Genomic DNA, 26,085 nt, shown 5'->3' with positions numbered 1-26,085 from the left:
ACCAAGGAGACACGCCATGCAAATCGACATCAAGACGTCTGCCGTACAGCAGATCCGTCAGACCTTCTCTCATGTAGCGCGACGGTTGGGCGGAGACAAGCCGGCTTCGCGATATCAGGAAGCCACTCTGGAATTGCAGCCTGAAGACAATTTCCATTACCGGCCACTGTGGGAGCCCGAATTCGCGCTGTACGACAAGGGCCGCACGGCCATCAGGATGAACGACTGGTACGCGTTCAAGGACCCTCGTCAGTATTACTACGGGACCTACACGATCACGCGTTCGAGGCAGCAGGACACGATGGAGAAGAACATCGAGTTCGTCTCCAAACGCCGCCTTCTGAGTGACCTGCCGGCTGAGGTGAAAGCACACATTGCCGCGCTGATGGTGCCTCTCAGGCACGTCGAATGGGCGGCCAACACGAATAACTGCTTCGTGACGGGCTATGGATGGGGCACGGCCATTACCCAGGCCACCATGTTCCATAGCATGGACCGGCTGGGCATTGCGCAGTACCTGTCACGCCTTGGCGTGCTGCTCGACGGCAATCAGGGCACGTCGCTGCTGGACGGCAAGGAGCGCTGGCTTGGCAGCCCGACCTGGCAGGGCCTGCGCCGCATGGTCGAGGACACGATGGTAGTGAAGGACTGGTTCGAGACTTACGTCGCGCAGAACGTCGTGCTGGACGGCCTGTTGTATCCGCTCTTCTACCGCCATATCGACCAGCGTCTGACGCAACAGTGCGGACCCGGCATCGGCATGCTGAACGAGTTCGCAAGCACGTGGTTCGATGAGTCGAATCGATGGGTCGACGCGACGCTCAAGACGGCAGCGTCGGAGTCGACAGAAAACGCCGCGCTGCTTGGTCAGTGGATCGCGAAGTGGCGTCCTCAGGTTCTCGACGCGTTGCAACCCCTTGCAATCGAAGCGCTTGGCGCCAACGACGCCGAATCGGCACTGCGCGAGATCGCTGAAGCATTCGACGCCCGCGTGCTGAAACAGGGTGTGTCGCTTGCATCCGCTGTGGAGGCCATTCATGACTGATTCCGTGTTTATCGCGTTTCAGACCAACGACGATTCCCGGCCGATCATCGAGGCAATCGAAGCGGACAACCCCCACGCCGTCATCAACGCATTTCCGGCCATGGTCAAGATCGATGCCGTCGGCCGTCTGGTGATCAGGCGTGAATCGATCGAGGCGCGCATTGGCCGTGACTTCGATCTGCGCGAACTGCAACTCAACCTGATCTCGCTTGGCGGCAACATCGAAGAGACAGATGACGAATTCATTCTTGAATGGAAAGCCTGACGGGCGAACAGGAGACACAACATGAGCACCACCAACGCGACGCCGAAGAAGTTGAGCATCAAGGAAAACTATGCGATGTTGACCCGCGGCCTCGGGTGGGAAACGACCTACCAGCCGATGGACAAAGTTTTTCCGTACGACAGATTCGAAGGCATCAAGGTCCACGACTGGGACAAATGGGAAGACCCGTTCCGCCTGACGATGGACGCCTACTGGAAGTATCAGGGAGAGAAGGAACGCAAGCTCTACGCGATCATCGATGCTTTCCAGCAGAACAACGGCCAGTTCAACGTCACCGACCCACGGTATATCAACGCGCTGAAGCTGTTCCTGACGGGGGTAAGCCCACTCGAATACGCGGCGCATCGCGGCTTCGCGCTGGCCGGGCGCAACTTTCGCGGAGCCGGTGCGCGGATCGCCTGCCAGATGCAGGCGATCGACGAACTGCGTCACGCGCAAACGCAGGTCCACACGATCAGCCATTACAACAAGTTCTTCAATGGCTTTCACGACTTCAAGCATATGCACGACCGGCTCTGGTACCTGTCAGTGCCGAAGTCGTATTTCGAAGACGCGATGAGCGCCGGGCCATTCGAATTCGTGACGGCGATCTCGTTCTCGTTCGAATATGTGCTGACCAATCTGCTGTTCATGCCGTTCATGTCAGGTGCCGCGTTTAACGGCGACATGGCGACGGTGACATTCGGCTTCTCCGCGCAGTCCGACGAATCGCGTCACATGACCCTCGGGCTGGAGGTCGTGAAATTTCTGCTTGAACAGGACCCCGGCAATGTGCCGATCATCCAGAAATGGGTCGACAAGTGGTTCTGGCGCGGCTACCGCCTGCTGACGCTCGTTGCGATGATGATGGACTACATGTTGCCCAAGCGGATCATGTCCTGGCAGGAAGCGTGGGAAACCTACTTCGAGAAGAACGGCGGTGCGCTGTTTCATGACCTCGAACGCTATGGCATTCGCATGCCGAAGTACCACGACGTTGCATCGAAAGAGAAAGATCGCCTCTCGCATGAGGCGTGGGGCATCTTCTACAACTACACGCACGCGGCGGCCATGCACACATGGGTACCGTCAGATGACGAAATGATCTGGCTGGCCGAAAAGTATCCCGCGACCTTCGACAAGCTCTATCGGCCCCGCCTCGAGTACTGGCGGGAACAGCAACAGCAGGGCAAGCGCTTTTACAACAACACGTTGCCGATGCTGTGCCAGCTTTGCCAGATTCCGATGGCGTTCACGGAGCCCGACGATCCGACGAAGATCTGCTATCGCGAAAGCGACTACCTGGGCAACAAGTATCACTTCTGCTCCGACGGCTGCAAGGACGTCTTCGACAACGAACCAGAGAAGTATGTGCAGGCGTGGCTACCTGTGCACCAGATCTACCAGGGAAATTGCTTCGAGAAAGATGCGGATCCCACCGCAGCCGACTTTAACCCGCTGGCTGAAGTGCTGCGCTACTACCACATCAACGTAGGTGAAGACGGCCACGAATTCGAGGATTCGCCAGACAGGAAGAACTGGCTGCGCTGGACCGGCAAACCGAGTCATGGCGGAGAAGAGACGCGGGAAACCGCACCCGCCGAAAAAGCCGCCTGAAGGCGTACGTCGATCGAATCCTGAAGGAGACAAGTCATGCCAGTTATCGCACTCAATGAAGGCTATAAGGGCGAAGTGAAGGACCGTGAAGAAAACTTTCACGGCAACCGGCTGCTTTTTATCGGCTGGGAGGATCATCTGATGTTCTGCGCGCCGCATTGCATTCCAGTTTCGCCGGCAACGACCTTCGCAACGCTCGCCAACGAAGTCATTCCGGGTATTTATTCATCGCATCCCGACTGGGACAAGGTCGTGATCGGAGAAATCGAATGGTTCCGGTCAAACGAACGCTTTGTACCCGAGTTCGACCGGACGCTCGCTGAAAACGGATTGCTGCACAAGGCGTTGATTCGCTTTCGCACGCCCGGCCTGACCGGAATCCACGGTTCCTGCAGTTAGGCCAGCGACGGACGCAATCACGAAGAGAGGAGAGGCTGAAATGAGCTATCAGCTAACGATCGAGCCGATCGGTCACACCATTGAAATCGGCGATAACCAGACCATTCTCGACGCGTGCCTTCGGGCAGGTGTGTGGCTGCCGCACGCGTGCTGTCACGGCCTGTGCGCGACCTGCAAGGTTCAGGTCACTGACGGCGAGGTCGAACATGGCAACGCGTCACCGTTCGCGTTGATGGACTTCGAGCGCGACGAGCGCAAGTGTCTCGCCTGCTGCGCGACGGCGCAATCCGACCTCACGATCGAGGCCGATATCGATGAAGACGTCGATGCACGTCACTTCCCGGTTAAGGACCATACGGGCCGCGTGAAGGAGATGATCGACCTGACGCCGACGATCAAGGGCATCTTCATCGAACTGGATGACGAGGGCATCGAGTTTCAGGCAGGTCAGTACGTGAACGTCCATATTCCCGGTGAAGACATGCCACGCGCGTTCTCGCTTGCAGACAAGCCCGGCTCTTCGAGGCTGATCGAACTGAACGTCAGGCGTGTGCCGGGCGGAACAGGGACCGGCTATCTGCACGAGGGTTTGAAGCCTGGCGACGAGATTCGCTTTAGCGGTCCGTTCGGCCGATTTTTCGTGCGCGCGTCGGACCCGCAACCCGTCATCCTGATTGCAGGTGGATCGGGGCTTTCAAGTCCAAGATCGATGCTGCTGGATTTGCTCGAGCAGGGAGATGAGCGGCCGATCACCCTGCTGTATGGCGCTCGCGATCGGGCAGAGCTCTACTATCACGACCTTTTTCTTGAACTGGCAGAGCGGCATGCAAACTTCACGTATGTACCCGCACTTTCCAGCGAGGCTGTGGATTCCGCCTGGGATGGCTTTCGCGGCTTTGTTCATGAAGCCGCGAAAGCGCACTTTGCCAACGATTTTCGCGGCCACAAGGCGTATCTCTGCGGGCCGCCGGTCATGATTGAAGCGTCCATCAGAACGCTCATGCAAGGGCAACTGTTCGAGCGCGATATCTACACAGAGAAATTCCTGACCAGTGCGGACGGCGCCGAAGCTCTGGCGAAAAGCCCTCTGTTCAGGTCGATCTGAAACCTGGGCAGGTCCCGTTGCCCACTTACGCAGCGCGGCGCACGTAGCCCTATTGCGGAGCATGTTGCGCAAGAGGGCATTACGCGAACTAAAGCGGCCCGTAAAGGGCCGCCTTCCGTCGGCTTGACATCGACGGCGATCCGCACCTCTGGGAGGACTTCGCGTTTGCCACGCGCGAAGGTCCCGTCCCCGAGGTGAAGCGGGCGGAGGGCTGCACCGGGCGGCTGCCCGGCAGTCAAACAGACGTCCAGCGTTAAAAGACCTTCACCAACCGCAGGTTGACCCGATATTTTTCCTTGGGTCCGCTCGAGACGTGGATATCCTGTCCAAACTGAGCTTCAAGTTGCAGCGTGGGGGAAACGATTATCTGCTGGATAGTCAGCAGGTAGCGGCTGGTGTTGATGCGATCGGCCTGATCGACTCCGCCAAGCGTGCTGCGTCCCCCCGCGGTTTGATAGAAGCTGACTCCAAATGTGGTGAGCGGCGTCAGCGCATAACGCAAATGCGTCTGGAGTTCGTAGGTAGGCTTTTGCTGATACTTGAGTCCCGCAAAGTCGTTGTTGGCGCCGTAGATCGCATATTCGCCCGTCACGTCGAATGCGAGGTTTCCGTAGATCGGCTGACCGTAGGAGATCTGAAAAACGCCTTGCCATCGATTCGAACCAACGTTGACGGCTCCCTTGGCGCTGTCGTAGCTGCCAACCGGAATGCCCAGGAACGCACCGAGCGCCAGATAACGCTGCGCCTTCTGATCGTTCAACAACCAGATGACCGTTCCCAGGAAGGGATCGCCGGCACCGTTCGAGACCGAGCTCACCGGCTGACTCAAGCGTACGCTGCCGAACGGGACGATTGCCTGCACATCCACGGTGAAGCCGGCGACGCTGAGATAGCGTACATACCGTGCGATCGCTATGTCGGTCTCCAGCCTGAACGGAATGTTCACCTGTTCGCCACCGTGGTACGTGCTATCGCGGAAAGCATGCTGGTAGTAAAGAACGGCGAGGTTCGTTCCTGGCGGCAAGGGAACATAGTCGGCGGGATCCGTCTCGATGACTGCATGGGCCATCTGGAAGGGAACGGCCATCATGCACGCCGCGAAGATCTTGCAGCATGCCTTTCGCATGGATCCGGACGCGGCGCTTGCGCGCTCGTTCCGACGTGATCGAAGCCTCTTCGGTTTGTCACCTTTTTCATCCTGCATCTCGCATCTCCTATTTTGTTTTATTGAAAGGACTCACGCGGCGCACAATGCCGTGCCGGCGGCCTGGCGCGAATTGCGCCAGGCCGCCGGAGTTACAGCTTGTTGGACGTTATTGCGCGGGCCAATCGCAGCAGCCTCGACCTGCGCCGCTGGTATGGCTCAACCTGTTTGAAGGCTCACCGCCTGGACGGCGCGAATCACGCCGTCGTGCGGCAGGAAGGCCGCGCGCGTCGCCTGGTCAGGCCGTGGGTACAGATTCGGGGGCATCCGTCAGGCGTTGTTGCCTGTCGAGCGTGAACCCGGTGTAGCCGTTGTGCGCGATCGTCGAGATGACGTCCTTGTAGTGTTTGCCGCCACCGAGATAGACCATGAAAACACGGGGCTTTCCTGGGATGTTCGCGCCCAGATACCACGACGTCGCCTCTGGTAGAAGGCTGGCGTCAGCGACCTCCTTGACGTGAGCGATCCAGTCATCTTCTTCCCGCTCATTTGCCTCGATACTTGCGACGCCGTTCTCGGACATGTGTTCGATACACTCGGCAATCCATTCGCAGTGCATCTCGATGCCGAGCGGCATATTGAACAGCACCGACGGGCTTTGCGGACCAGTGATAGTGAACATGTTGGGGAAGCCGTGAGCAGCGAGCCCGACGAGCGTGCGCGGTCCGGCGGACCAGCGCTCCTTGAGCATCTGACCGTTGCGTCCGCGGATGTCCATCTTGAACAGGGCGCCGGTGAAGGCATCGAAGCCGGTGGCGTAGATCAGGCAGTCGAATTCATAGGATGCGTCAGTGGTCGTGATGCCGGTTTCGGTGATCTCTTCAATGGGCGCTTTCTTGATGTCGACTAGCGTGACGTTGTCGCGGTTGTACGTCTCGTAGTAGTTGGTTTCGCAAGGCTGGCGTTTGGTGCCGTAGGTCTGGCCGACAGGCGGGCAGAGCATGTCCGCAATAGCCGGATCCTTCACGCGCGCGCGAATCTTGCCGCGCACGAACTCCGCTGCGGTTTCGTTCGCCCGCTTGTCGAAGAGGATGTCCTGGTAGCTGCCGATCCAGAGGCTGAAACCACCGTCGTTCCAGCATGCTTCATAGTGGGCGACGCGCTCGTTGTGCGTGACCTCCAGCGCCGAAGGTTTGAGCCGCTCGAACGGCACGCCGGCAAAGCTGTCCCATGCCTGACGACGAAGCTCCGGGTACATGGCTTTCGCCTGCTGGTCCAGCACGGGGTCCATGGGCGCGTTCATGAGGGGCGCGGCATAGTTCGGGGTGCGCTGGAACACCGTCAGATGAAGCGCTTCTTCCGCGATGAGCGGAATCGCCTGCATGGCGGTTGCCCCCGTGCCGATGATGCCCACGCGCTTGCCTTTGAAGTTGACGCCTTCCTTGGGCCAGTGCCCGGTAAAGTAGACGTCGCCCCTGAAGCTGTCATGCCCCTTGAACTTGGGGATGTTGGCATGAGACAACGTGCCTACGGCAGGAATGAAGAACTTTGCGAGGATGCGCTTGCCGGCGCTCGTTTGAATAGTCCATTTTGCCGATGCCTCGTCATAGATCGCCGAGGTAATGGCCGTCTGAAAATGAATGTCGCGGAAAAGGTCGAATTTGTTGGCAACGAAGTTGAGGTACGCAAGAATCTCCGGCTGCGCGGCGTACTTTTCGGACCAGGTCCACTCCTGCTGCAACTCTTCGGAGAACGAATACGAATAGTGGTGGCTGGGGATATCGCAACGTGCGCCCGGGTAGCGGTTCCAATACCAGGTGCCACCGACACCATCCGCGGTTTCGAACACGGCGACGCGCTTCTTGAGCTTGTCGCGAAGCAGGTGAAGCATGTACAGGCCTGCAAAGCCCGCGCCGACGACGACGGCATCGACTTCCTCCATTGCCTCTTGCGCAACTGCTCCGATCATTTCGGACATACGAGTCTCCTTGTGTTTTACGGTCTCTGTTTCCGGGCAGGCGCAGGATGGGAAAAGCCCACCGGGGTGCACAAGTCAATGCAACGTCTGTGCCATTGGCTGTAGAGCCTGTGGCGACAACGCCTGGCGACCGAAACGGAGGAGCTCGGCCAAACGATCGACCCGTCAGGTTGCGGAAATCATCAAGGCTCTTTCCGATATGGTGAAGTTCGGCCGCAGCACGGCGTGTCGCCCAACTGGTTCACGCATTCTTCGCGACCGACGTCCCTTCGATAGGGTGGATACTGATGACGCGACCTGAACGCGCGCGCCTACAATCGAAACGACCGGTGACGGCGACGCGACCCCGGGTCACCGCACATACGCGAATCGCCTTCGATGGTGGGGACTGAATGTCGAGCAACAAAGATCCGAAATTCCCCGAGAGCCGGGACCTGGTTTCACAAATCACGTTCGACGTCGAGCAGGGCAAGATCTGGCTGCACGAGCAGCGCATGCTCCTCACACACAGCAGCATGTTCGCGAACCTGCGGACCGAGCTTACCAGGACCTTGGGAAGTCAGCGCGCGCGAGGACTGCTTATGCGCCTCGGTTACCACTCCGGCTGGCGCGATGCGATCCTGGCCCGCCAGCTACGTCCGGATCTTTCCACTGCGGAGGCGTTCTTCGCCGGTCCCCAACTGGCGCTGATCAAGGGGATGGTGAACGTAAAGCCGCTGAAGCTTGAGTTCGATGTCGGGCAAGGGCAGTTCTACGCGGAGTTTCAGTGGCAAGACGCCTTTGAAGCTGAGTTGCACCTGCGGGAACACGGACCGGTAAGCGAACCGGTCTGTTGGCAACTCGTTGGATATGCGAACGGCTTCACAACGTACTACATGGGTCGAAGCATTTTTTTCAAGGAAGTGGAGTGCCTCGGGTGCGGCGCGGACCATTGTCGAATTGTCGGCCGTCCTGCGGAGGAGTGGGAAGATCATGATGATCTGGTCCGCCTGCTGCAACCGGACGCGATGGCAGAAGAACTGCTTTCGGTTCAAACTCAACTGAGCCAGTTGCAGGCGTCCGTACGCAACGCGAGCGCCCCAGATGGGCTTATCGCAAACTCCGTAGGCCGCTCGAGCCGTTTCATGCACGCGAGCGAGCTTTTGAAGAAAGCGGCGACCGCGCCCGTTAGCGTCCTGCTGCAAGGCGAGACCGGTGTCGGCAAGGAGATTTTTGCGCGCGCACTGCATATGCGCTCACCGAGAGCCTCCAGGCCGTTCGTTGCGGTGAACTGTGCCTGCATCCCCCCTGATCTCATTGAGGCGGAGCTGTTCGGGGTGGAAAAAGGCGCCTTCACCGGAGCGGTGACCAGCCGGGAGGGCAAGTTCGAGAGAGCGAACGAAGGTACGCTCTTTCTCGATGAAGTGGTTGAGCTGAGCCCGCGTGCCCAGGCGGCCTTGCTTCGAGTGCTGCAGGAAGGAGAGCTTGAGCGCGTCGGCGGAACCGAGACCCGCAAGGTTGATGTTCGGCTGGTCGCGGCGAGCCACGAGGATCTGGGCGACGCCGTGAAGGCAGGCAAGTTTCGCGCGGACCTGTTTTATCGGCTCAATGTCTATCCGGTTCATATTCCTGCGCTGCGTGACCGCACGGAGGACATACCGCTTCTACTCGAGCATTTTCTCGGCAAGTTTCACGCGCTCTACAACAAGAAGACCGCGGGCGTCTCCGACAAGGCGATGAAGGCCCTCATGGCATACAGCTGGCCGGGAAATGTGCGGGAGCTCGAGAACATGATCGAGCGCGGCGTCATTCTGACCGATAGCAACCAGGCCATCGAGCTGGACGCATTCTTCCCGTCGCTTCCCGAGACGGGCAAACTGGTGATTCGCGTTGACGACAGGGGGCAACTGAAAACGTCAAAGCCAGTCATGGGGAGTGAGCCGGACCTTTTGTGCGAGTCGTTGCTGGTCGAGGACTTTAGTCTGGAACAACTGGAGGCGCGATTGCTACAAGCTGCATTGGCCAAGGCCGAGGGTAATGTGTCAAAGGCCGCGCGACTTCTGGGGCTGACACGTGCGCAGCTCGCCTATCGTCTCGATAAACTGCCGGGCGACGAAAAGTAGGTGCCGTCCGACGGGGAGCGCGCCGGCGATGGCCGGCATCCCCAGCGAAGACAGTCTTGCCGTTCATCGGTCCAGGAGGGGATCCTTTCGTTCCGCGTCATTGCAAAGCTCGCCCAATCGAGTACGGACAGCCTGAGCGAGATAACCTCTGGCCTCGGCGCTCGCCGGTAGAAGCGCGTCGAGGCCAAAGAAGCCATGCATCTGTCCGGCGAAGCGTCGATGGTCCACGTGGACGCCCGCGGACTGTAGCGCGGTCGCATACGCCTCGCCTTCGTCGCGAAGCACATCGTGTTCGGCGGTGATGACAACGGCCGGTGGCAACCCCCGGAAGCTTTTTGCCCGCAGCGGCGATGCTTCGGATGCTTGCCGGGCTGCGGTGTCCGGAAGATAGAGATCCCAGAACCAGCGCATGTCCTCCTGACCAAGCAGCGCCTGATTGTCTGGATCGAGATAGCAGGGCGTATTCAGATCGTCCTGTGTGACCGGATAGATGAGCAGTTGCTGCGCGATCTCGGGTCCGCCACGGGCATGTGCTCGTTGAGTGACGACCGCTGCAAGATTGCCTCCCGCGCTGTCGCCGGCGACGATGAGCGGTGCGTGCGCACTTCCGTTCAATGCTTCCCGGTGGGAGGCCGCCCATTCGAGGGCGAGCCATACATCATCGATCGCTGCCGGATAGTGGTGTTCGGGAGCGAGACGGTAGTCGACGAGCAAGACCGTGCAACCGGTTTCGTACGCGATGTGCCGTCCTGCTGCGTCATAGTCGTCGATCGACATGAGTGCCCAGCCACCGCCATGACAGTACACAACGATCCCGGAAGACCTGCCTTCGGGAGCAAGTACCCGCACACGTAGGGCATGTCCCCCTTGATCGAGGAAGAGGTCCTCGACCCGGTACATGTCGGGTCCCGGGCCGACGATGTCACGAAGTCCCTCCATGAAGTTCCGCGCCTCAGGCACACCCATTTGATGGAACGGCTTGGCCCCCTTCTCCGCCAGTGCATCGAGGAAAGCTCTGCTATGTGCATCGAGCGCCATGTGTCACCTCCAGTTGTTTTATCTACGAAGGTGACGAGCAACAGGCATGCCAATGGTTCTCTGACTGCGATGCAATTGAGGTCGGGTTGATTTACGTGGTCTTCGTGGCTTCATCGGATCGACGCGGCAGATCGCGAGATCTGCGGAAGATTACGGGGTTGCTCATTTGGCGAACGAGATTCATCAATTCATGAACGAGGCTCGTTCTTGCGCGTCGCTTTCGTGAGACTCACCAGGTCCAACATGGACGCGTATCAGACGCAACCAGAAAATGCGTTGGCGTGATTCGGCACATAGCCGAGCGCGGCGCTCCGCGTCTTTCGGTGCGTTGTTTCGGAAGGCCCGCGACCAACTATTAATTGAAGGCTTGTACTTTCACGATTCATGATTCATGGGCGGAAGCTCACGCGACTATCGCGCAAGGTGGACGTTATGACGCTCGCCAAGATCAGCGGTCACAAGGATTTGTCCATCCTTCAAAACACGTACTACCGGGAATCGGCCGAGCAGATCGCAGCGAGACTGTAGCGTGTGCAGTGCCGGGTGCAAGGATCAAAACTCAATGCATGTTTATGCACAGTCGGACAATGCTGGGAGGCTTACTGGATAAGGCGTAGAGCCGGAAAGTACGGTATTTCTTGACTTTCGGAGAGGTTTGTGTGGTTGCAGTACTGGTGCCAGGGCCGGACTGGAATTTATACTTCAAGCCCATTATGGAGTGGGGTCCGATAATTATTTTTGAAATTATGCCCCCAAAAATGCCCCCAGTTTTGCTTGCTGCTTTACTCACTCCTTGACGGTTCATGGAGTGATTTGATCAGACGCTGCGACTTGAAAACGAAAGCTTGGACTGACCCGATGGCCTTGGGTTACCTCACAGGGAGGGATAATTTCCAACCAAGGTATGCGAAGCAGTCATCGTCGACGACATCAAGGACACGGTAGATGCGGTTTACGCCCGTGGCGATTTGTTTAGCCAAGCGCGCCGAGCTAGTGCAGGACTGGGCCAATTTCGCTGACAAGGCCACTTGGCAATCCGCGTGGTGTCGGTTTCATCATGCAGCTTCATCATCGTCGCGCCAATCTTCATCCACGACACCAAAGCCGCGATCCTTCCCCCGCTTGAGATACCGACGAACCGTCTTGGGGTCGATACTTCCACTAGTGCGTTTTGAAACGATTCTTGCCGCGGTTGAGGCGATGCCCCGGACTTGCCCCGGCGGTTTGTTGGCGGAAGCGAGTTCGTACAAAGCCCCAATGATATTGATCATGGTGTCGTACTGCCCCGCGTCCTCACTGACCTCCTTGTTGGCGTCGCGCTCGAATTCAATGCCAACTACCTGTCCGAATTTCTCAAAATCGGATCGCGTTATACACAGTTCGGCGAGACCCCAGCGGGGATAGGCGGCAGACACCTGTACGCGGATGCCACTAGCGGCGTTAATCGCATCAATGCGGCCGAGCGCGAGCATGGCATGAAGGGTGTCAAGATGATTATCTACGACGTTCGTCCAGTCTTCTCGTGCGCGCGCCTCAACCGCTGTCATATCTGTGCGAGCAGCTAGGACAATTTCTGCGGTCCTCTCGACTGCCTCAGTTACCAGGTAAGTCAACTTCGGCAGGACCTTGGTTCGCGCGACAATTCCCAGCGGACTGCAACGCCGCTCCAGATTTTCCCGCTCGTCCTTTTGTCGCGCTCTTGCTTCTTCAACCTGCCACTGTTCCAGTGGTTGCGCCATTTGAGCCAGCAAGCCTCCCTTCATTTCACGCCCTCGTCATCTCGCCAGCAGTGAAGCTTGTGGAAGCTATTAAATTTCCACATTGTGAAAAGCTAAATGTCCATTCACAAACGGACATGTCCCCACATCGCCGCAACCAGCACCCAAAATACGCCACAGGTGCTCACCGAATCGCACCGCCCACCGTAGCAAACCGCATCACGCCGACAAGGAAAGTAATGGACCCGCCCTCTCGATTTTTGAAGCAAAAGCAAAAGCAAACGGAAAACGGCAACGCGTCCAATGTTGGTGCATCCCCCATCGATCCCGTACTGCGTCGTCAGGCAGTGCGCGAACTGCTGGGGGTAGCGAACTCAACCTTGCATGCGTGGATTAAGAGTGGTCGCTTCCCGGCCCCTCTGGAACTCGGTCCGCGTGTCCGTGGCTGGCGTCGTTCGGTTGTCGAGAATTATCTCGCGAACTGCGCAAAGGCATCGACCACCGACCAGTAACCCGCTTCGAAGCATGCGGCCTGCCGTGGACCTGTGAATGATTGTAGCGCGCGACGGAATGACGTGCAGGTTCCGTTAGCGCGCGATGCAGATTCGCGCGGTGAAGTACAGCAGGGCCGCACGCTAATTTTGAAAAGGACGCAACCGACCATGATGATTTTTATGTCGCCCGCCTGAAATACCTGACGTGTAGTGCGTCGACTTTCCCAACCCGTTTGGTGTCGTTGGCCAAGTCAGGAAAGTCGACCACCGAAGCGTCAATGGCGAAGCGCGTAAATCGAAAAAATCCCTTAAAAATAGCGTCACCAGCACAACCTGACCCGGCCGCAACGTATGGGTGTCCAGGTCAGGAAACTCAGCCAATTTTCCGGTACGTGCGGACGTTCGCCCGATCTAGATATCACCACATGCCCTGTTTTATAGGGATTTTTAGCAGTTCATATCACTGCGTGGCGCGGCTGTAATAAGTGTATTACCCCCATACCCTATAGCTACTAGCAGCACCGACAGCACTACCGGCAGCAGTAGCCATTGTCCTGAGGCCATCAACATCCGCATTTTGCAGGCAGTGGATGGCTCATCTGATTTGCTAACCCGTTCCTATCTGTAAATGAAGAGGGCTACAACCTAGCGCGTACCCGACTAACGATTTTTACCTGAACACGCAGCACGGACATTGGCCGCACGATCAGTGCGCCGTGATAACGCTCGCCCGTATTTACTGTAAAGGGCTGTGTCGCTGTCCTGCTCCCTCGTTCTCCTTCACAGGAAGAACGCCGGATCAACTTGCCCCTATGGGCATCAATCAGTATGAGGATCAGTTATGAAGCTGCGTGAAGCACCTGTGCCGCGGCGAAAAATCACCGGCGCGTTCCCGCTCGATCACGTGTTCGCCATTGGTATCGATAAGCTGAAGCTTGCCTTGCTGGTCAAGCATATGGACGATGCGCTCGTCGCCTTCATTGAGCAACAGTTGAGCGACCTGGAGAAAAACGGTGCAAAGAGGAAATCCGTAAAGGGCAAGGCGTTCCGGAACTGCCTCTCTGCCCGCGCGGGTAATGGCTATCTTCGCATCGAGTGGTCGCCGAACCGGGTCGTGTATCCGTACTGGCTTACGGTCGAGTTCAACCCTAACCCTTATCTGCACGCCGGTGCCGATGCCGTCCGCGAACTGGCGAGCTTCTTCCGGCTCCTGTTCGGCGTCGACTCTGCCCGCATCTTGTCGCAGGCTCTGGTTCTGCGGATGGACATAAACATCGATTTCAACATCAACGTGCTGGAGGGCACGCTCGTATCGGTAGCAGAGAAGCGCGGTGGCGCGAACGTGATGCGCGACTTCGACGGCAAGGGCACGCTCGCCACGCTCTATGTGGGTGTTCTCGGCTCGGATTGCCGGTTGACCGTCTACGACAAGGCAGCCGAGACGCTGCGGCGCGAACTGAAGTCGACGGCGTCGGTCATTCTTGCTGCGCTTGCGTCGCCGAAGGGCTGGCAGCTTGAGGTCAAGAAGCTGGAGGGCAAAGAGAAAGCCGTCCCGAATCACTGGCGCATGGAAGTCCGCTGCCAGCGCAAGGGTGGCTGCCCCCTTTCCCAGGTAACTGAACTTGCGTCGGCTTTTGACGGCGTGCAGCTATTTCACCTGCCGCCTGACTGTAAGCCGTTCAATGAGTCGCTGGGGCGCACGTTCATGGGGCTCGCCCGGCACGTCGGCATCCCGGTCGCGTTGCAGGCTCTGGATGAACACGACCGCCGTAGCATGCAGAGGGCGATTTCCAAACTGGAACAGGTTCAGTGGTTCAACGCTGAAATCCTGCGCGATTTCATCAAGGCGGCTATTGAACAACTCGCCCCAATGTTCCGTGCACCCGCGCGGCTCCGCTTACCGGGCGCGGGCCAACTGGTGACGATGCGACCACTGCCGGTGAAGCTACTGACGTCGGTGCCGGTGTGCGAACCGGCACCGACGTTATCGACGCGTGCTGCGAAGATGGGGATTAAACCGGCAGCCAGACCGGTGCAGAAATCTGCTCAGCCTGCGAAGCGTCCCGTCGTCAGGCACGCTGCGCCCGATCCGCAGGAATTGAAGGCCCGCCGCGACCGGGTCGCGTAACGGCCAGATCGCCATTATTTGGGAACACGCCCATCGCATCCGACACTGGCGTATCGGTGTCGAATGCACCTAACGTGTCGCCGGTTCAGAAGTCCGAGGTCTTCAAGAGAATTCGCCCGTTACTTGGCGAACCGTGTTTGCGCTGCGCGGCCTCACTAATCCGGTCGGCGTATTTTTGGAATGCGTCGATCAATTCCTTGCCGTGCAGCTTTTCGCTTTTGCTCAGGTCTTCGATCGCTTCACTGCTGACACAGAAATGTTGTACGACGCTGTTGACCTCAAGATCAAAATCAACGCCTACGTCGTCGCCCGCATTCGTGGGGTTGAACATTCTGTACATGGCCTCTCCGTTTTGGTTGTCGTCGCAGGACAGACTAGCACGCGGTCAGACGCGTAGCGCTTGCCGCTACAAGGGAACTGTCGAAGAAGAGCGACGGCTGTTCTACGTGGCGGTCACGCGCGCATGGGAGCGGCTGTATCTTTTCCACGCGCCGTACCGGCATGCGTGGTCGGGGCACATGTTTGCTGAGCCATCGCAATTCCTAACAGAAAATGCAATGTCGACACTGATCCTTCGATGAGGCGCCTCACATTGTCTTGCGCCTTCACGTATTGCTGCACGCGGCTTGCCTGATGCCAGTTCATGCCCCAGCCCGTTCGACCCTGCTGTGCCGGATCAACATCGGGTCGGGACATGATAGTTTCCAAAGCGCAAGTCAGGGACCGTGAACTGTTGTAGTCGGCGTAGATAAGGCGCAATCCACAACCCAACTCAGTTGTATCTGTGCGTCCAGCTTGCTCTCTGAAATTTTTGTTGCCAAGCGTTATTGGCGCTTCACCTCTGTTCCATTCCATCCGTAGTATCTGAGGACGTCTTTCCAGAATGCCTCCCGAGCCTCAACTGTCGCCATCGGAGCATAGTGCTGCTCTTCAATCGCAGGCTCGCCACCGACGTTGTGCCCCGGTGTAGCAATCCGGTCACCGAATATTTCTTCGTGACTTCTTCTTCGTGTCATCTGTGCATCAGTGAATGAGGTGGTCTCGTCGCATGAGTCGGAAGCTATCTCGTAGAACACGGGCGAATGTTGAGCCGTTCCCATGATTAGATCGCGCAGGTGCATCAGACAAACATTTCCCGGGTTGAACTGTAGCTTCACGTACATCGAGATGTCGCTCTGCTGTTGGCGCGACAAACCGAACGTCGTTGGAATCTGCTTTAGCCGTCGTCTTAACGCTCGCTCCTCGTTATAGTAAGTCCACCGGTTTATCGGCGGTTCATGGCACTTCGGGTCTGGATCGCCGTATTTGCCGTCACAGTACGTCACGACCGGCGGCTCTGCTAGTTCGCTGCTATCCAAGGAAAGGTGAACAAAATAGAGCTTTCGCTTCAGGAGAGTGTTCACATCATCCCAATTCACGCGGACACCTCCCCCGCAAATGTCAGGCGGTAGATCATCTTTGCGGCACTGTTCGCTGTCTGCTGGGGGCGTGAACATGCGAGATTTGAATTCGGCCAACAGGCGAGTGCGATTGGCAGCCAGCAAAGCGTCGAAAGCAGCGAGAAGCGTGTGTTCGTCCAACACCCAACCCGACGCTGATCGCATGCTCGGCTTGTCGTCGGGGTGAAACCCCTGCGCTCCGAAAGCGTCCACAGTCACGACCACGATCTGGTCGCAGTCCGTCAAAAGGCGGTGGGAGTCTTCGATCAACGCTCTTTTCACGGCCAGCAGACCAAGGTTGTCAACGTTTCCGCCGTCAATCAGATGAATGTACCTGGGCGAACCCAACTCCTTTTCGGTCGACCCTAACTGGAAGCGGTTCAGAACGACGGGAGAAAGTAGTCCAGGAAATGCCGCCGACGCAGCAACAGCACGCGAAAGGGGCATCGTCGAATAATCGACACCGATCGAATCCAAGTCTGACTGTGAAAACGTGAACAGGCTTCCGAACGGACGCGGCCGAAATGCTGTGGTGCTTTCGGCAGTCGCAACGGTGGAGTTAATGACTATTTGAGGACGATTTGGATTGAAGTCGCCGAGTGTGAGCATCCGCTTGGCAGGCGATACTCCAAATAGAACAGTTGAGTCTAGTGCTGTAAAGAATGCGTCCGTACGGTCAGTATGCCCGAAAATGTAGCCGCCGAGGAACACCGGATTCGCCAGTTGCTCGGCCATGTCGACCTTCAGATTTTCAGCAAGGCGAGTGCGAATCAGTGAATCGTTCCACACGGGCCGCCACCCGTCCCCGGAAGCTCGGTCAGTTGATATTCCGTACAGCGCCGCGGCTAACGATCCGCCAGACACGGATGAAATAACGTTGATGTGGCTCGCTACGTCTGTTCCGTCAACATCCTGTAATTCTGATATTACGCGCGCGCCAAGATAGGCGGCCCGAGAACCCCCACCCGAGATTGTCAGAAAGAAAGCTGTACGCGGGGCGGTACCGTCGACAGAACAGACCTGCCTATGAACAATCGGCTCCGAGTGGCTTGCCGACGCAAACGATGTTTCCGGTAAGCCCGATACAACTGGCGCGCATCCAGCGACCAGTGCTGCAACGAATGGAAGCAATGTTATCAATCCCGCTCGGTTTTTCATGGCGAATGCGTAATTTTTTTGACCTAGTTTTGATTACGGCATAAAACTACCGCCTCTTGAGGCTAAGCTTGCTGGTTAAATTGGAGCGGTTGGGTTCAAACGGCATGAAGGTGGCTCGCCTCGATCAGGAGTAGTGCGGTATTCTCGGCAACGCATCGAACAATGGGCCGACACATGGGATACAAATTTAAAAGCGGGGTTCTTACGGCGTATCTCTCGCATGAGGCTTCGGCGCAGTTACCTGGATATTTCGCCCCGGTGGCACTGGAGCTGAGTGAACAGGTCCGAGGTTACGACTTCACTGAAACAACGCAAGACGGTCGAGTCCACGTGAGCATGTTCGAACACGATCTCGAAGACACACAGAGATTTGTCGATTGGTCTGTCGAGATATGGAATCAGATTTGGCGTTCCGCCCATCGGTCCCGTCGGATTTCCACGGATGAGTGTCTTGCAAATATCGTGCTCCGCGACGGAGATACGCCGCTCGAATCTCTCTTAAGCATGTTTGAAGGGTGGCACGAGGGTAGTGAGTTGGACGATGGTCCTTACCTCCCCCTAACGAAGTATTCGTTTAGCGAATTTCCGGAAGAACCATTTGCGACGATAGGGAATCTGTGTGCAGCCACTGGTTTGGCGGTCTTAGATCAGTTTATCGTGCACTTCAAGTCGAAAAACAAGGAAAGTGCGCTGTACGAGCTGGGGCTGGCATGGCAGTTCGCGTCGATTGCGCGTTGGAGCAACCATATGGAAATGGCCATGTACTTCGAGATGGAGTCTAGCCGTGAGCGGATGGCACGCGCTGCAAGAGCACGGCATAAGAAATCCCCGATTCAGATGGCGAAGCATGAGGTGTACGAACTGTGGCAGATGTGGGAGCGGTCTCCATCAAAGTATCCAAGTGCGGCCGCCTTCGCACGCGATATGTGCGACAAGTGGCCTGACTTGCTCCATAGCGAAGTCGTTGTTGCTCGCTGGGTACGGGACTGGAGAAAAAAGAAAGCGGGATAGCACCCTGCAAGCAGGCTGCGCATCGAGCTAGCAACATGCGCATCGTGCATGCACCGAGCTTTCGCAACGCGACTCATAGACAGACACTGACGACAAGATTAGTGCTATGAGGTCGCACGATGACGAAAAGCCGGAAATCTTTGCCTCTGAAGAGGGGCGCAGTTCACGGGGGTACGCGCCAAGTGCCTTTGGTAGAGTTAGTTCGTCTGTTCGCAACGGAGTCGGTGGCCGTTAGGCTAAGCGTTCTGCTATGCGCGCTCGGCGGAGAAATCATCTTAAACGCGTTGATGTGTTTAATGCGTCTAAGTCTCGTCGCGATGGTTTTATTTGCGACGAGCGAAGGCATGAAGCATGGTGTCTTGGCATTGCTCTAGGCGCCCAAGTTCTCCGATAGCGGCTTCAACGCAAATCGGTCGTGAGGTCCGGCTGTTTGAGCGGAGCAGTTGTTCGAATGACCGCATGTCGGTGGTGGTGACTGGCGGCAACAGGCCTCCTGCCGGCCAATGGAGCTGCCTCAAGCACTGACGGCCTGCTTCAGAGGACGTGCAGATTGCGGATGCGCCCGATCTGCGGCGAACGCTGCCGGATGAGATCGGCGAGGAATTCGGGCAGCAGCGCGCGCGGTATCGTCGCGGGAACGTCCGTGACCCACTGCGACGGTACCTGAACGATGAAATCGTTCGGTGCGCTCGCGAGGCTATGCCCGTAGGAAACTTGATAGTCCAAGATGATCCTGAATTTAGTCTGGTTGAGGTGTGACCGGACTGCGCAATCATCTGGCCGCTCCTCCCATTATCCCATTGCGGGGAGATTGCCGACGACTGACCATACCCGAGAAGCCCCGGTAGAATGGCGCGCACTGAACAGGGGAGCGCAGTGCGGAAACTCGTTTCATTGATTTTGCTGGTTGTGTCGGCGATGGCATTTTTCCCAGCTACCGCAGAGGCGCATCCGCGTCTCATCTGCAAGCGCGTCTGGCATCGGGGGCATCTGGTTCGCCGCTGTCGGCAGGTATCACCTCCACGCCTTCATCGATCGCCGGTTCGCCACCCAACCTATGTGTGACCTGTCGGGCGACGGGTATAACACCACAAGGAATCTTTGCACCGGGAATCTGATTGGCTACCCAGTTCGGCTATCTACTACAGTGATTGCACATCGCATTCGCAAACGCGGCGACACTGAATCTTCAATATCCCCGACCGTGTCGGACCGGCGACGGTCAAGGCAAGCTCCCAAACCAAGATTCGGACTGCCAAACACCTGAAGGCGCCTGAAACCACAGGTCGTGCTTAAAAAATGGGCAGGATAACCCGATTTTCGGCACCGGAGCAGGGTTGAACTGGCAATTGCTGCCCCGCATCAATTATTACAATTCTTTCGCTTGCGGAATCCGGGTCATAGCGCCCCGCACGCTCTTACCCCAAGCAAACCCCTAACCGCGGAATTGGAAGCCGCTGGCGGCCCGGAAAACGTACCAGAAGACGATTTCTGCCGTCCCGGCAGCGTCCAGAGTGCGACGTCCCCGCGAGACCGGCAAAATTTACCGATTTATAATCGATCGATCTGGCTCTTTCATCAATTTCTCGCGATTTGTGTTACATTTTCACTAGCGAATTGCAGTTCGATGACTGTTTTTGTCGAATTTCTGGAAAAAACACGTTTTTATCGCCTCTACCTTGCTGTTACCTGCGCTAATTCTTGTTCTCCCCCGGTTCGCGCCTTGAATTGCACCGGCGACTTCCCTTGTAGCACCCCGTTTTCCTGAAACGCACCCGCAGCAGCCTCGCGTTTCCAGTTTTCCACTCCTAAACCTGTGGCCGGATATTCGTCCGGAGATCGAACTCGCCTCAACATTATTAAGGATACCTAAAACTAATCATGATAATCACTACCCTGCCAGATAACCAGTTTCATCCTCTATTTCAGTTCGGACAGGTCGTGGCCACACCCGGCGCGATCGATGTACTGGATCGGACCGGCACCAATGTCACGACATTGCTGTGGCGTCATCAGAACGGCGATTTCGGAAATCTCTGTGCAGCGGATGTGCGACTCAATCTCGAAGCAATCGTTGTCGGGTTACGCATCCTGTCCTGCTACGAGATTGGCGTCTCGCGCGAGCGTGTCTGGATCATCACCGAGCGCGACAGAAGTGTCAGCACCGTGCTCCTGCCGGGCGAATACTGATGCGGGAGTTCATCGTGCAACGACTTCATCCCCGGCTCACTCCCGGCAAAACGTTACGCGCAGGATCGAAATTCGCTGTTCACTCGCTTCAGGGCGACTGGGATTCGGCGTGCTCGCTTTACGCTACGGCAAGTGCTCTTGCGATACTCGGGCGCATCGCCGATCCGACCGCCGTGTCGTGGCGACGCCGGGGACCGGAAGCCGATCTCTGGAACCGTGCAGCGCCGCTGTACTTCACGGGTGCAACGCTCACGGAAGTGGCTGGGGTCATACGGGAGTGCGACTGGAGCCTGCAACCCGCCGTTCTCGAAGGTGCTCACCGCAAAGTGCTCGACTTCTGCGAACAGGAACTGTCGCGCGGACATCTGGTGATCGCGAGCTGGCGACCGGTCGGGCAGTCCCTTTCGCATGCCGTGCTGGTCGTGGGCAGCGAGGGCCGCACGCAGGGTTGCAGATTCCGGCCCCATGCGCTGCTGATCCTCGATCCGGCGGAGCGCGATGCACCCATGGCGACGTGCAACGCGCGCCTCGATTACGCGAACCCTGCTACCGGCAAACGCGCCCGGTATGGAGCCTACATCACGGCGCGAGAAACGTTTTCCGTGGTGCTCGACGGCGCAGTGTCGATCCGCGAGAAACGCTCCTCGAAGCCGCCGTAGTTACCTCAAACGTCTCCGGCTCCGGCTTCCGGCGCAACGGCGTTCGTCCAGCGCGCACCGACATCTGAACTTCACTATCTATCAACAAGGAATGAATATGGAAACTAGCAACAACCCGGTTAATACCCCTGCCAGAAAAAGCCGCCTCGGCGCGGTGCTCTGGATGATCATCGCCATCCTGATCTCGTTCATGGCGACGGCAGCCAATATGCCACCGCACACCCCGCATCTGGCGCTCAAGTTCGTCTTCGTCTGGATTGCGGGCGTACTGCTCGGTATCGTCGGCGTGCGGATCGGCAATGCGCTTCGCCGTGCCGCGAAACCCGACATCATCATCACCAGCGGCGGCTTGCAGGGAATGCTCGGAGCAAGGATTTTTTGGAGCGTCGGACCGCAGACGGTCGGCCTTCTGATCGGCACTGTGGTTGGCTGCAGCACCTTGATGGGCTGGGTCGTCTGATCCATCCGAATTCGCGTGCCGTCAACCGCGTCTGTCTGACCGGTGGTTGATGGTCTCGCAATTACCCACCGGCAGATAACTGGAAACGGGTCTAGCGGAACCGGGTGCGTTTGATTTGGGGGGGCGTCGCCGCATTCGCGCGACGCTCGCCGGTTGGGGCGAGCGAAACGTCACCTAGCGGCTCGAACAGTTCAGCCAGCGTCACGTTTAGCGCATAGCAGATGTTCGCCAGCGTCTCAATGGACGGATTCGCGACGCCTCGCTCGATCGACGAAATGTAGGTGCGGTCGACGTGCGCCTCGAACGCCAGCGTTTCCTGCGATTTTTCCACTTCATGCCGACGCTGCTTGATACGCGCGCCCAGCGCAACGGAGATCGGGGCGGGTTTGGTGGGCACAGAGGCGAATCGTTTGACAGACATGCTAGGCAGGATGCCCATCTGTAGACTAATTCGCGACGCTGTAAACACGACATTATAAGTCGTGTTTACTCTACAATTCGGTTTCTGCTGATCCATATCGTCCTCCCTTGCTGACTGTGTCTATCAGGACGCAGGGGTTCGTTACGCCTTCGTTTGTCGAGTAAACACTACAAACAGGAACGAACGCACGAACGTATCCGAATGGCTTATTCGCCGTCCGCTCGCTCGCGCACCTCACAGCTATGACCAGAACACTCCCCGTTGTCGCCGTAGCGACCGCAAGATCACACACCTATCGGCCCGACATTGATGGTCTCCGCGCGATTGCTGTCCTTGCCGTCGTTATCTTTCACGCGTTCCCTGCCGCACTGCCTGGCGGATTTGTCGGTGTCGATATCTTCTTTGTCATTTCCGGCTACCTGATCACCGGCATCCTGCTCGGCGATATGCAGGCGGGACAGTTTTCTCTCGCGCGTTTCTATGCGCGGCGTATCCGGCGGATATTTCCCGCACTCGTGACCGTGCTGCTCGCAACCTGGGCGATGGGTTGGTTCTGCCTGACAGGCGACGAATACCGCGAGCTTGGAAAACACGTGCTCGCGGGCGCGGGATTCGTCTCGAACTGGGCGTTCTGGATGGAAGCCGGATATTTTGACCAGACCGCTACCGCGAAGCCCCTGCTTCATCTCTGGTCGCTCGGCGTCGAGGAGCAGTTCTACATTGTCTGGCCTGTTCTGATGTTTGTCGCCGTGCGGCTGCGTCGGGTTGCACTGGTCTGCGCAGTGGCCGGATTATTGTCGTTCGTATCGGCTGTCTGGCTGCTCGAGTATCACCCTACCGCCGCGTTTTACTGGCCGACAAGCCGCATGTGGGAACTGGCCGCAGGCGCTGGGCTTGCAATCGCGGCTTCCGGTAGACGCGTGGTGCGAAACCACAACACCCATAGTGCGTCATCGATCGGTCTGTTGCTGTGCGCCGTCTCGTTTATCGTGCTGAATTCCCGGTTGCCCTTTCCGGGATGGTTTGCGGTACCGCCGGTGCTAGGCGCGGTGGCGCTGATTGCGGCGGGACCGAAAGGGATCGCGAACCGGGTGCTGCTCGGCAATCCGGTCGCGGTGTGGATTGGCAAAATCAGTTATCCACTCTATCTGTGGCACTGGCCGCTGCTATCGGTCTGTTTCATCGTCGCAGGCGGTGAACCGCCAGTGGTAGTACGGGCTGGCGTTATCGCCGTGAGCATCGCGCTGGCGTGGCTAACAACCGCGCTAATCGAACGACCGATTCGTCTCGGGGCTCCGGCCAAATGGAAACTCGTCGTGCCATGCGTACTGATGCTCGGCGTCGCGTATCTCGGCGGCATGACGTATCAGCGTGACGGACTGGGATTCAGGAAAGGGTACAACCCGGACGCGGACGTCACCACGGCGACGCTGGGCGCGGGTCACGAATTCGTCAATCTCACGTGCGGCGTGTCACCTGCCGACCGGCACCTGTTCCAGTTCTGTGCGACAGACAAACGGGCAGCATCCCATTTCGCAGTGTGGGGCGACAGCAAGGCCGATGCACTGTACTGGGGGCTGGTGCGTAAGTCTGTGCCCGGCATGAGCTGGACACTGGTTGCGCGCGCGAGCTGTCCGCCGATGGCTGGCGTGCATGAAATCGCATCGGATGCGGCGGACGAAGGAGACGAATGTCGCAAGGCAAATAGCGCCGCCTTGCGCATGCTGCTCGGCAATCCGCAGTTGACAACTGTCGTACTGGTTGCGGCCAGCCGGGATATTGTCGGTCCGCAGTTCGCCAACGACAGTTCGGCAAAGGCAACGATGTCGGCCGCGAGTGAAGGACTGGACAATGCGATTGCCATTCTGCGGCACGCAGGCAAGCGCGTCGTCCTCGTGCTGGACAATCCCTCACTGCGCGATCCACGACAGTGCATGGACAGAAGGCCGCTCGCATGGCCGGTTGTGCGCCACCTACTTGGCGTGTCGGACCTCGATGCTGCGCAGCGCTGTGCAATCAGCTATCGCAGCTATCTCGACTCTACGGCTTTCTACCGCGCAATTATCGACCATTTGAGAGCGCGCTATCCCAATCTGATTATCTACGATCCTACGTCAGTGTTGTGCGACTCGCAGCGGAATGTCTGCCCGATGACGATGAACGGGAAATACCTTTATAGCTACGGCGATCACATGTCTGACTATGCGAATGGACTTGTTGCTGAACGTTTTCTTCCGCTTGTCCCACGTTGATGTCACTGACGCTGCCATTGGTTCCGTTTCGGCGCTTGACATAGCGGTGGCCGTGTCAGGGGACGCAAAGTACAATGTCTCTTGTAATACTAATAACAACATTAATGAGAGGCACATGGCAAATCCAATAGAAGAATTTGCGAGAGAACGGGGCATCAAATTTTTAATGCATTTCACCAAGCTCACCAACCTGGGAGCGATCCTGCAGCGGGGACTGGTTACGCGTGATGTGCTGGTTCTCGAGGGTAACGTTGACGCATTAAATGACCAGTATCGGTACGACCATACTGACGCGATCTGTTTGTCGATTGGCTTCCCCAACTACCGGATGTTCTACCGCCTCCGTCAGGAAAATCAGGGTACGGACTGGGTTGTCGTCGCGGTCAATCCGTCCGCACTCTGGGAGCTTCCATGCGCGTTCTGCTCGGCGAATGCGGCCGCTGGCCATGTATCTGCCATTCCGATTGAGGACCGGAAGACGATTGCGGCGTTTCGCGGTATGTACGCCGATTATGGGGACAAGACTCGCGCCCAGCTGGGGATCAAGGATGGTCTGCCTACCAATCCGCAGGCGGAAGTGTTGATGCTGCGGGGCGTCCCTCCCAGCTATATTCTTGGGGTCTGGGTACAGAGCACTACAATGCAGGCGATGATCAAGGAGTTGTATCCAGGTTTGCAAGTGGTCGCCGCGCCTGGTCTCTTCAGCTACCGTTCCGACTATGCTCACTGGAAAGCAAACGCATAACTCATGGCTGAACGTCCAATATTCACCCCATCTCTAAGCGGTCCATTGCTCGTCTCGACGCATCACATCGAATTTCAATGGTCTCCCGGTATGGCAAAGAGCCAGGCGCAGAAGTCCATCGATTCATTACATGCACAGGCGAAAAAGCTACTGCACGTGGACAGCGTTCTTGAGATATCCAGCAAGTCGAAGGACGATGATGGTGTCCGGCTGAGTGCCTTCAATTTGATGATAAAAACGGTTCGCTACGAGCGCGAATTCAGTCTGGAGTGCGCCTATCAGTCCAGCAAGGTATTCGAGCGAGGGGGGCCGTTCAAGGACCTGCTCAAGGCCCGTTCGATTGACGCGAAACGCGACCCGCGACTCAACGAGCATGGGCGGTTGATCAAGTTTCAGTTCTTCGGTACCGACTGGCCGCTGGAGCCACGCACAGCTTTCTATGACTGGCTTTATATCAACGCGTTGCACAAGCAGCCCGAGCTTGCTGAAGTCGTTCTGGCGTACCGCGCGTTTTCCGACATCGCGTTTAACCCCGAACGATCCATCAATTGCCAAGCCTACGCAGCGGCACTCTATGTTTCGATGCACGAACGTGGGCTGTTGACTGAAAGTGTGCTTCGGAATCAGGACGAATACCTGAGTGTGATCAATACCGGCGCAGTCAACAACGCGCACGAGAACACCGGACTCAACCATCCTCTACGCTTCGAGTAATGG

The 26,085-nt window shown here is 57.5% G+C and carries 24 protein-coding genes; 16 read left to right on the top strand and 8 right to left on the bottom strand.

Annotated elements, in window-relative coordinates; genetic code table 11:
• Positions 1–16 precede the first annotated feature (16 nt).
• The 5 genes from AYM40_RS16225 to AYM40_RS16205 are packed head-to-tail and all read left to right on the top strand — an operon-like array spanning position 17 to position 4,431.
• Positions 17–1,045: an aromatic/alkene monooxygenase hydroxylase subunit beta gene (locus AYM40_RS16225; protein WP_063497100.1), complete on the top strand. Its 1,029-nt coding sequence runs from the start codon at positions 17–19 to the stop codon at positions 1,043–1,045.
• Positions 1,038–1,310, top strand: a complete 273-nt coding sequence (locus AYM40_RS16220; protein WP_063497099.1) for an MmoB/DmpM family protein — start codon at positions 1,038–1,040, stop codon at positions 1,308–1,310. The genes AYM40_RS16225 and AYM40_RS16220 overlap by 8 nt, the downstream gene beginning before the upstream one ends.
• A 21-nt stretch (positions 1,311–1,331) precedes the next feature.
• On the top strand, positions 1,332–2,927 hold the full coding sequence (locus tag AYM40_RS16215) for an aromatic/alkene/methane monooxygenase hydroxylase/oxygenase subunit alpha (RefSeq protein ID WP_063497098.1): 1,596 nt from the start codon (positions 1,332–1,334) through the stop codon (positions 2,925–2,927).
• Between the two features lie 36 nt (positions 2,928–2,963).
• Entirely contained in the window at positions 2,964–3,326 is a 363-nt protein-coding gene (locus tag AYM40_RS16210; protein ID WP_063497097.1) for a phenol hydroxylase subunit P4, read from the top strand.
• 40 nt (positions 3,327–3,366) lie between these two features.
• A complete protein-coding gene (locus AYM40_RS16205; protein WP_063497096.1) occupies positions 3,367–4,431 on the top strand; it encodes an NADH:ubiquinone reductase (Na(+)-transporting) subunit F in 1,065 nt (354 codons plus the stop codon).
• A gap of 253 nt (positions 4,432–4,684) precedes the next feature.
• Here AYM40_RS16205 and AYM40_RS16200 read toward each other — a convergent pair whose 3' ends face one another.
• Both AYM40_RS16200 and AYM40_RS16195 read right to left on the bottom strand, forming a co-directional pair.
• Entirely contained in the window at positions 4,685–5,635 is a 951-nt protein-coding gene (locus AYM40_RS16200) for a transporter (RefSeq protein WP_082855109.1), read from the bottom strand.
• A gap of 238 nt (positions 5,636–5,873) precedes the next feature.
• Complete coding sequence (locus tag AYM40_RS16195) at positions 5,874–7,553, bottom strand: flavin-containing monooxygenase (RefSeq protein ID WP_063497094.1); 1,680 nt, start codon at positions 7,551–7,553, stop codon at positions 5,874–5,876.
• Positions 7,554–7,945: 392 nt separating this feature from the next.
• Between AYM40_RS16195 and AYM40_RS16190 the strand changes: the two genes are divergently transcribed.
• Positions 7,946–9,655 carry a sigma-54-dependent Fis family transcriptional regulator gene (locus AYM40_RS16190; RefSeq protein WP_063497093.1) on the top strand — a complete coding sequence of 570 codons (1,710 nt, stop codon included), beginning with the start codon at positions 7,946–7,948 and terminating at the stop codon, positions 9,653–9,655.
• A 63-nt stretch (positions 9,656–9,718) separates the two neighbouring features.
• Here AYM40_RS16190 and AYM40_RS16185 read toward each other — a convergent pair whose 3' ends face one another.
• Together AYM40_RS16185 and AYM40_RS16180 are read right to left on the bottom strand one after the other, a co-directional pair.
• A complete protein-coding gene (locus tag AYM40_RS16185) occupies positions 9,719–10,693 on the bottom strand; it encodes an alpha/beta hydrolase (RefSeq protein WP_063497092.1) in 975 nt (324 codons plus the stop codon).
• 1,055 nt (positions 10,694–11,748) lie between these two features.
• Entirely contained in the window at positions 11,749–12,456 is a 708-nt protein-coding gene (locus AYM40_RS16180; RefSeq protein ID WP_063497091.1) for a hypothetical protein, read from the bottom strand.
• A 35-nt stretch (positions 12,457–12,491) separates the two neighbouring features.
• Between AYM40_RS16180 and AYM40_RS38650 the strand changes: the two genes are divergently transcribed.
• Together AYM40_RS38650 and AYM40_RS16170 are read left to right on the top strand one after the other, a co-directional pair.
• A complete protein-coding gene (locus AYM40_RS38650; RefSeq protein WP_148662189.1) occupies positions 12,492–12,923 on the top strand; it encodes a helix-turn-helix transcriptional regulator in 432 nt (143 codons plus the stop codon).
• A 937-nt stretch (positions 12,924–13,860) separates the two neighbouring features.
• Positions 13,861–15,033: a hypothetical protein gene (locus AYM40_RS16170; RefSeq protein ID WP_148662188.1), complete on the top strand. Its 1,173-nt coding sequence runs from the start codon at positions 13,861–13,863 to the stop codon at positions 15,031–15,033.
• A gap of 85 nt (positions 15,034–15,118) precedes the next feature.
• Here the strand turns inward: AYM40_RS16170 and AYM40_RS16165 are convergent, their stop codons facing one another.
• Positions 15,119–15,373 (bottom strand): DUF1488 family protein, encoded by a 255-nt coding sequence (locus tag AYM40_RS16165; protein ID WP_063497089.1) that lies wholly within the window; start codon positions 15,371–15,373, stop codon positions 15,119–15,121.
• Here AYM40_RS16165 and AYM40_RS38645 point away from each other — a divergent pair.
• Entirely contained in the window at positions 15,372–15,614 is a 243-nt protein-coding gene (locus AYM40_RS38645) for a 3'-5' exonuclease (RefSeq protein ID WP_082855107.1), read from the top strand. The genes AYM40_RS16165 and AYM40_RS38645 overlap by 2 nt on opposite strands.
• Before the next feature lie 243 nt (positions 15,615–15,857).
• Here the strand turns inward: AYM40_RS38645 and AYM40_RS16160 are convergent, their stop codons facing one another.
• Positions 15,858–17,630, bottom strand: coding sequence for a patatin-like phospholipase family protein (locus AYM40_RS16160; RefSeq protein WP_063497088.1), 1,773 nt, complete (start codon positions 17,628–17,630; stop codon positions 15,858–15,860).
• Positions 17,631–17,804: 174 nt separating this feature from the next.
• Here AYM40_RS16160 and AYM40_RS16155 point away from each other — a divergent pair, with 174 nt between their 5' ends.
• Positions 17,805–18,641: a hypothetical protein gene (locus tag AYM40_RS16155; RefSeq protein WP_148662187.1), complete on the top strand. Its 837-nt coding sequence runs from the start codon at positions 17,805–17,807 to the stop codon at positions 18,639–18,641.
• A gap of 534 nt (positions 18,642–19,175) precedes the next feature.
• On the opposite strand, the gene AYM40_RS16145 is transcribed toward AYM40_RS16155, so the two are convergent.
• Positions 19,176–19,367, bottom strand: coding sequence for a hypothetical protein (locus AYM40_RS16145; protein ID WP_063497085.1), 192 nt, complete (start codon positions 19,365–19,367; stop codon positions 19,176–19,178).
• A 1,155-nt stretch (positions 19,368–20,522) separates the two neighbouring features.
• Here AYM40_RS16145 and AYM40_RS16140 point away from each other — a divergent pair.
• From AYM40_RS16140 to AYM40_RS16130, 3 genes are all read left to right on the top strand, one after another.
• Positions 20,523–20,831 carry a hypothetical protein gene (locus AYM40_RS16140; protein WP_063497084.1) on the top strand — a complete coding sequence of 103 codons (309 nt, stop codon included), beginning with the start codon at positions 20,523–20,525 and terminating at the stop codon, positions 20,829–20,831.
• A gap of 14 nt (positions 20,832–20,845) precedes the next feature.
• Positions 20,846–21,490 carry a hypothetical protein gene (locus AYM40_RS16135; RefSeq protein WP_148662186.1) on the top strand — a complete coding sequence of 215 codons (645 nt, stop codon included), beginning with the start codon at positions 20,846–20,848 and terminating at the stop codon, positions 21,488–21,490.
• Positions 21,491–21,653: 163 nt separating this feature from the next.
• Positions 21,654–21,950, top strand: coding sequence for a hypothetical protein (locus tag AYM40_RS16130; protein ID WP_148662185.1), 297 nt, complete (start codon positions 21,654–21,656; stop codon positions 21,948–21,950).
• A gap of 91 nt (positions 21,951–22,041) precedes the next feature.
• Here AYM40_RS16130 and AYM40_RS16125 read toward each other — a convergent pair whose 3' ends face one another.
• Positions 22,042–22,371 (bottom strand): helix-turn-helix domain-containing protein, encoded by a 330-nt coding sequence (locus AYM40_RS16125; RefSeq protein ID WP_063498061.1) that lies wholly within the window; start codon positions 22,369–22,371, stop codon positions 22,042–22,044.
• Positions 22,372–22,613: 242 nt separating this feature from the next.
• On the opposite strand from AYM40_RS16125, the gene AYM40_RS16120 reads away from it, so the two are divergent.
• The 3 genes from AYM40_RS16120 to AYM40_RS16110 all read left to right on the top strand — a co-directional run bounded on the left by AYM40_RS16120 (position 22,614) and on the right by AYM40_RS16110 (position 26,082).
• The gene (locus AYM40_RS16120; RefSeq protein ID WP_063497082.1) at positions 22,614–24,623 is read left to right on the top strand and encodes an acyltransferase family protein; all 2,010 of its coding nucleotides are present in this window, start codon (positions 22,614–22,616) and stop codon (positions 24,621–24,623) included.
• Positions 24,624–24,738: 115 nt separating this feature from the next.
• Positions 24,739–25,368, top strand: coding sequence for a DarT ssDNA thymidine ADP-ribosyltransferase family protein (locus AYM40_RS16115; RefSeq protein ID WP_063498060.1), 630 nt, complete (start codon positions 24,739–24,741; stop codon positions 25,366–25,368).
• Between the two features lie 3 nt (positions 25,369–25,371).
• Complete coding sequence (locus AYM40_RS16110) at positions 25,372–26,082, top strand: DarT1-associated NADAR antitoxin family protein (RefSeq protein ID WP_063497081.1); 711 nt, start codon at positions 25,372–25,374, stop codon at positions 26,080–26,082.
• Positions 26,083–26,085: the final 3 nt, after the last annotated feature.

The sequence above is a fragment of the Paraburkholderia phytofirmans OLGA172 genome (assembly GCF_001634365.1).
In the GTDB taxonomy this organism is placed as follows: domain Bacteria; phylum Pseudomonadota; class Gammaproteobacteria; order Burkholderiales; family Burkholderiaceae; genus Paraburkholderia.
Note: the sequence above shows the minus strand (reverse complement) of the source record. Positions and strands in the feature narration are given on the sequence as shown.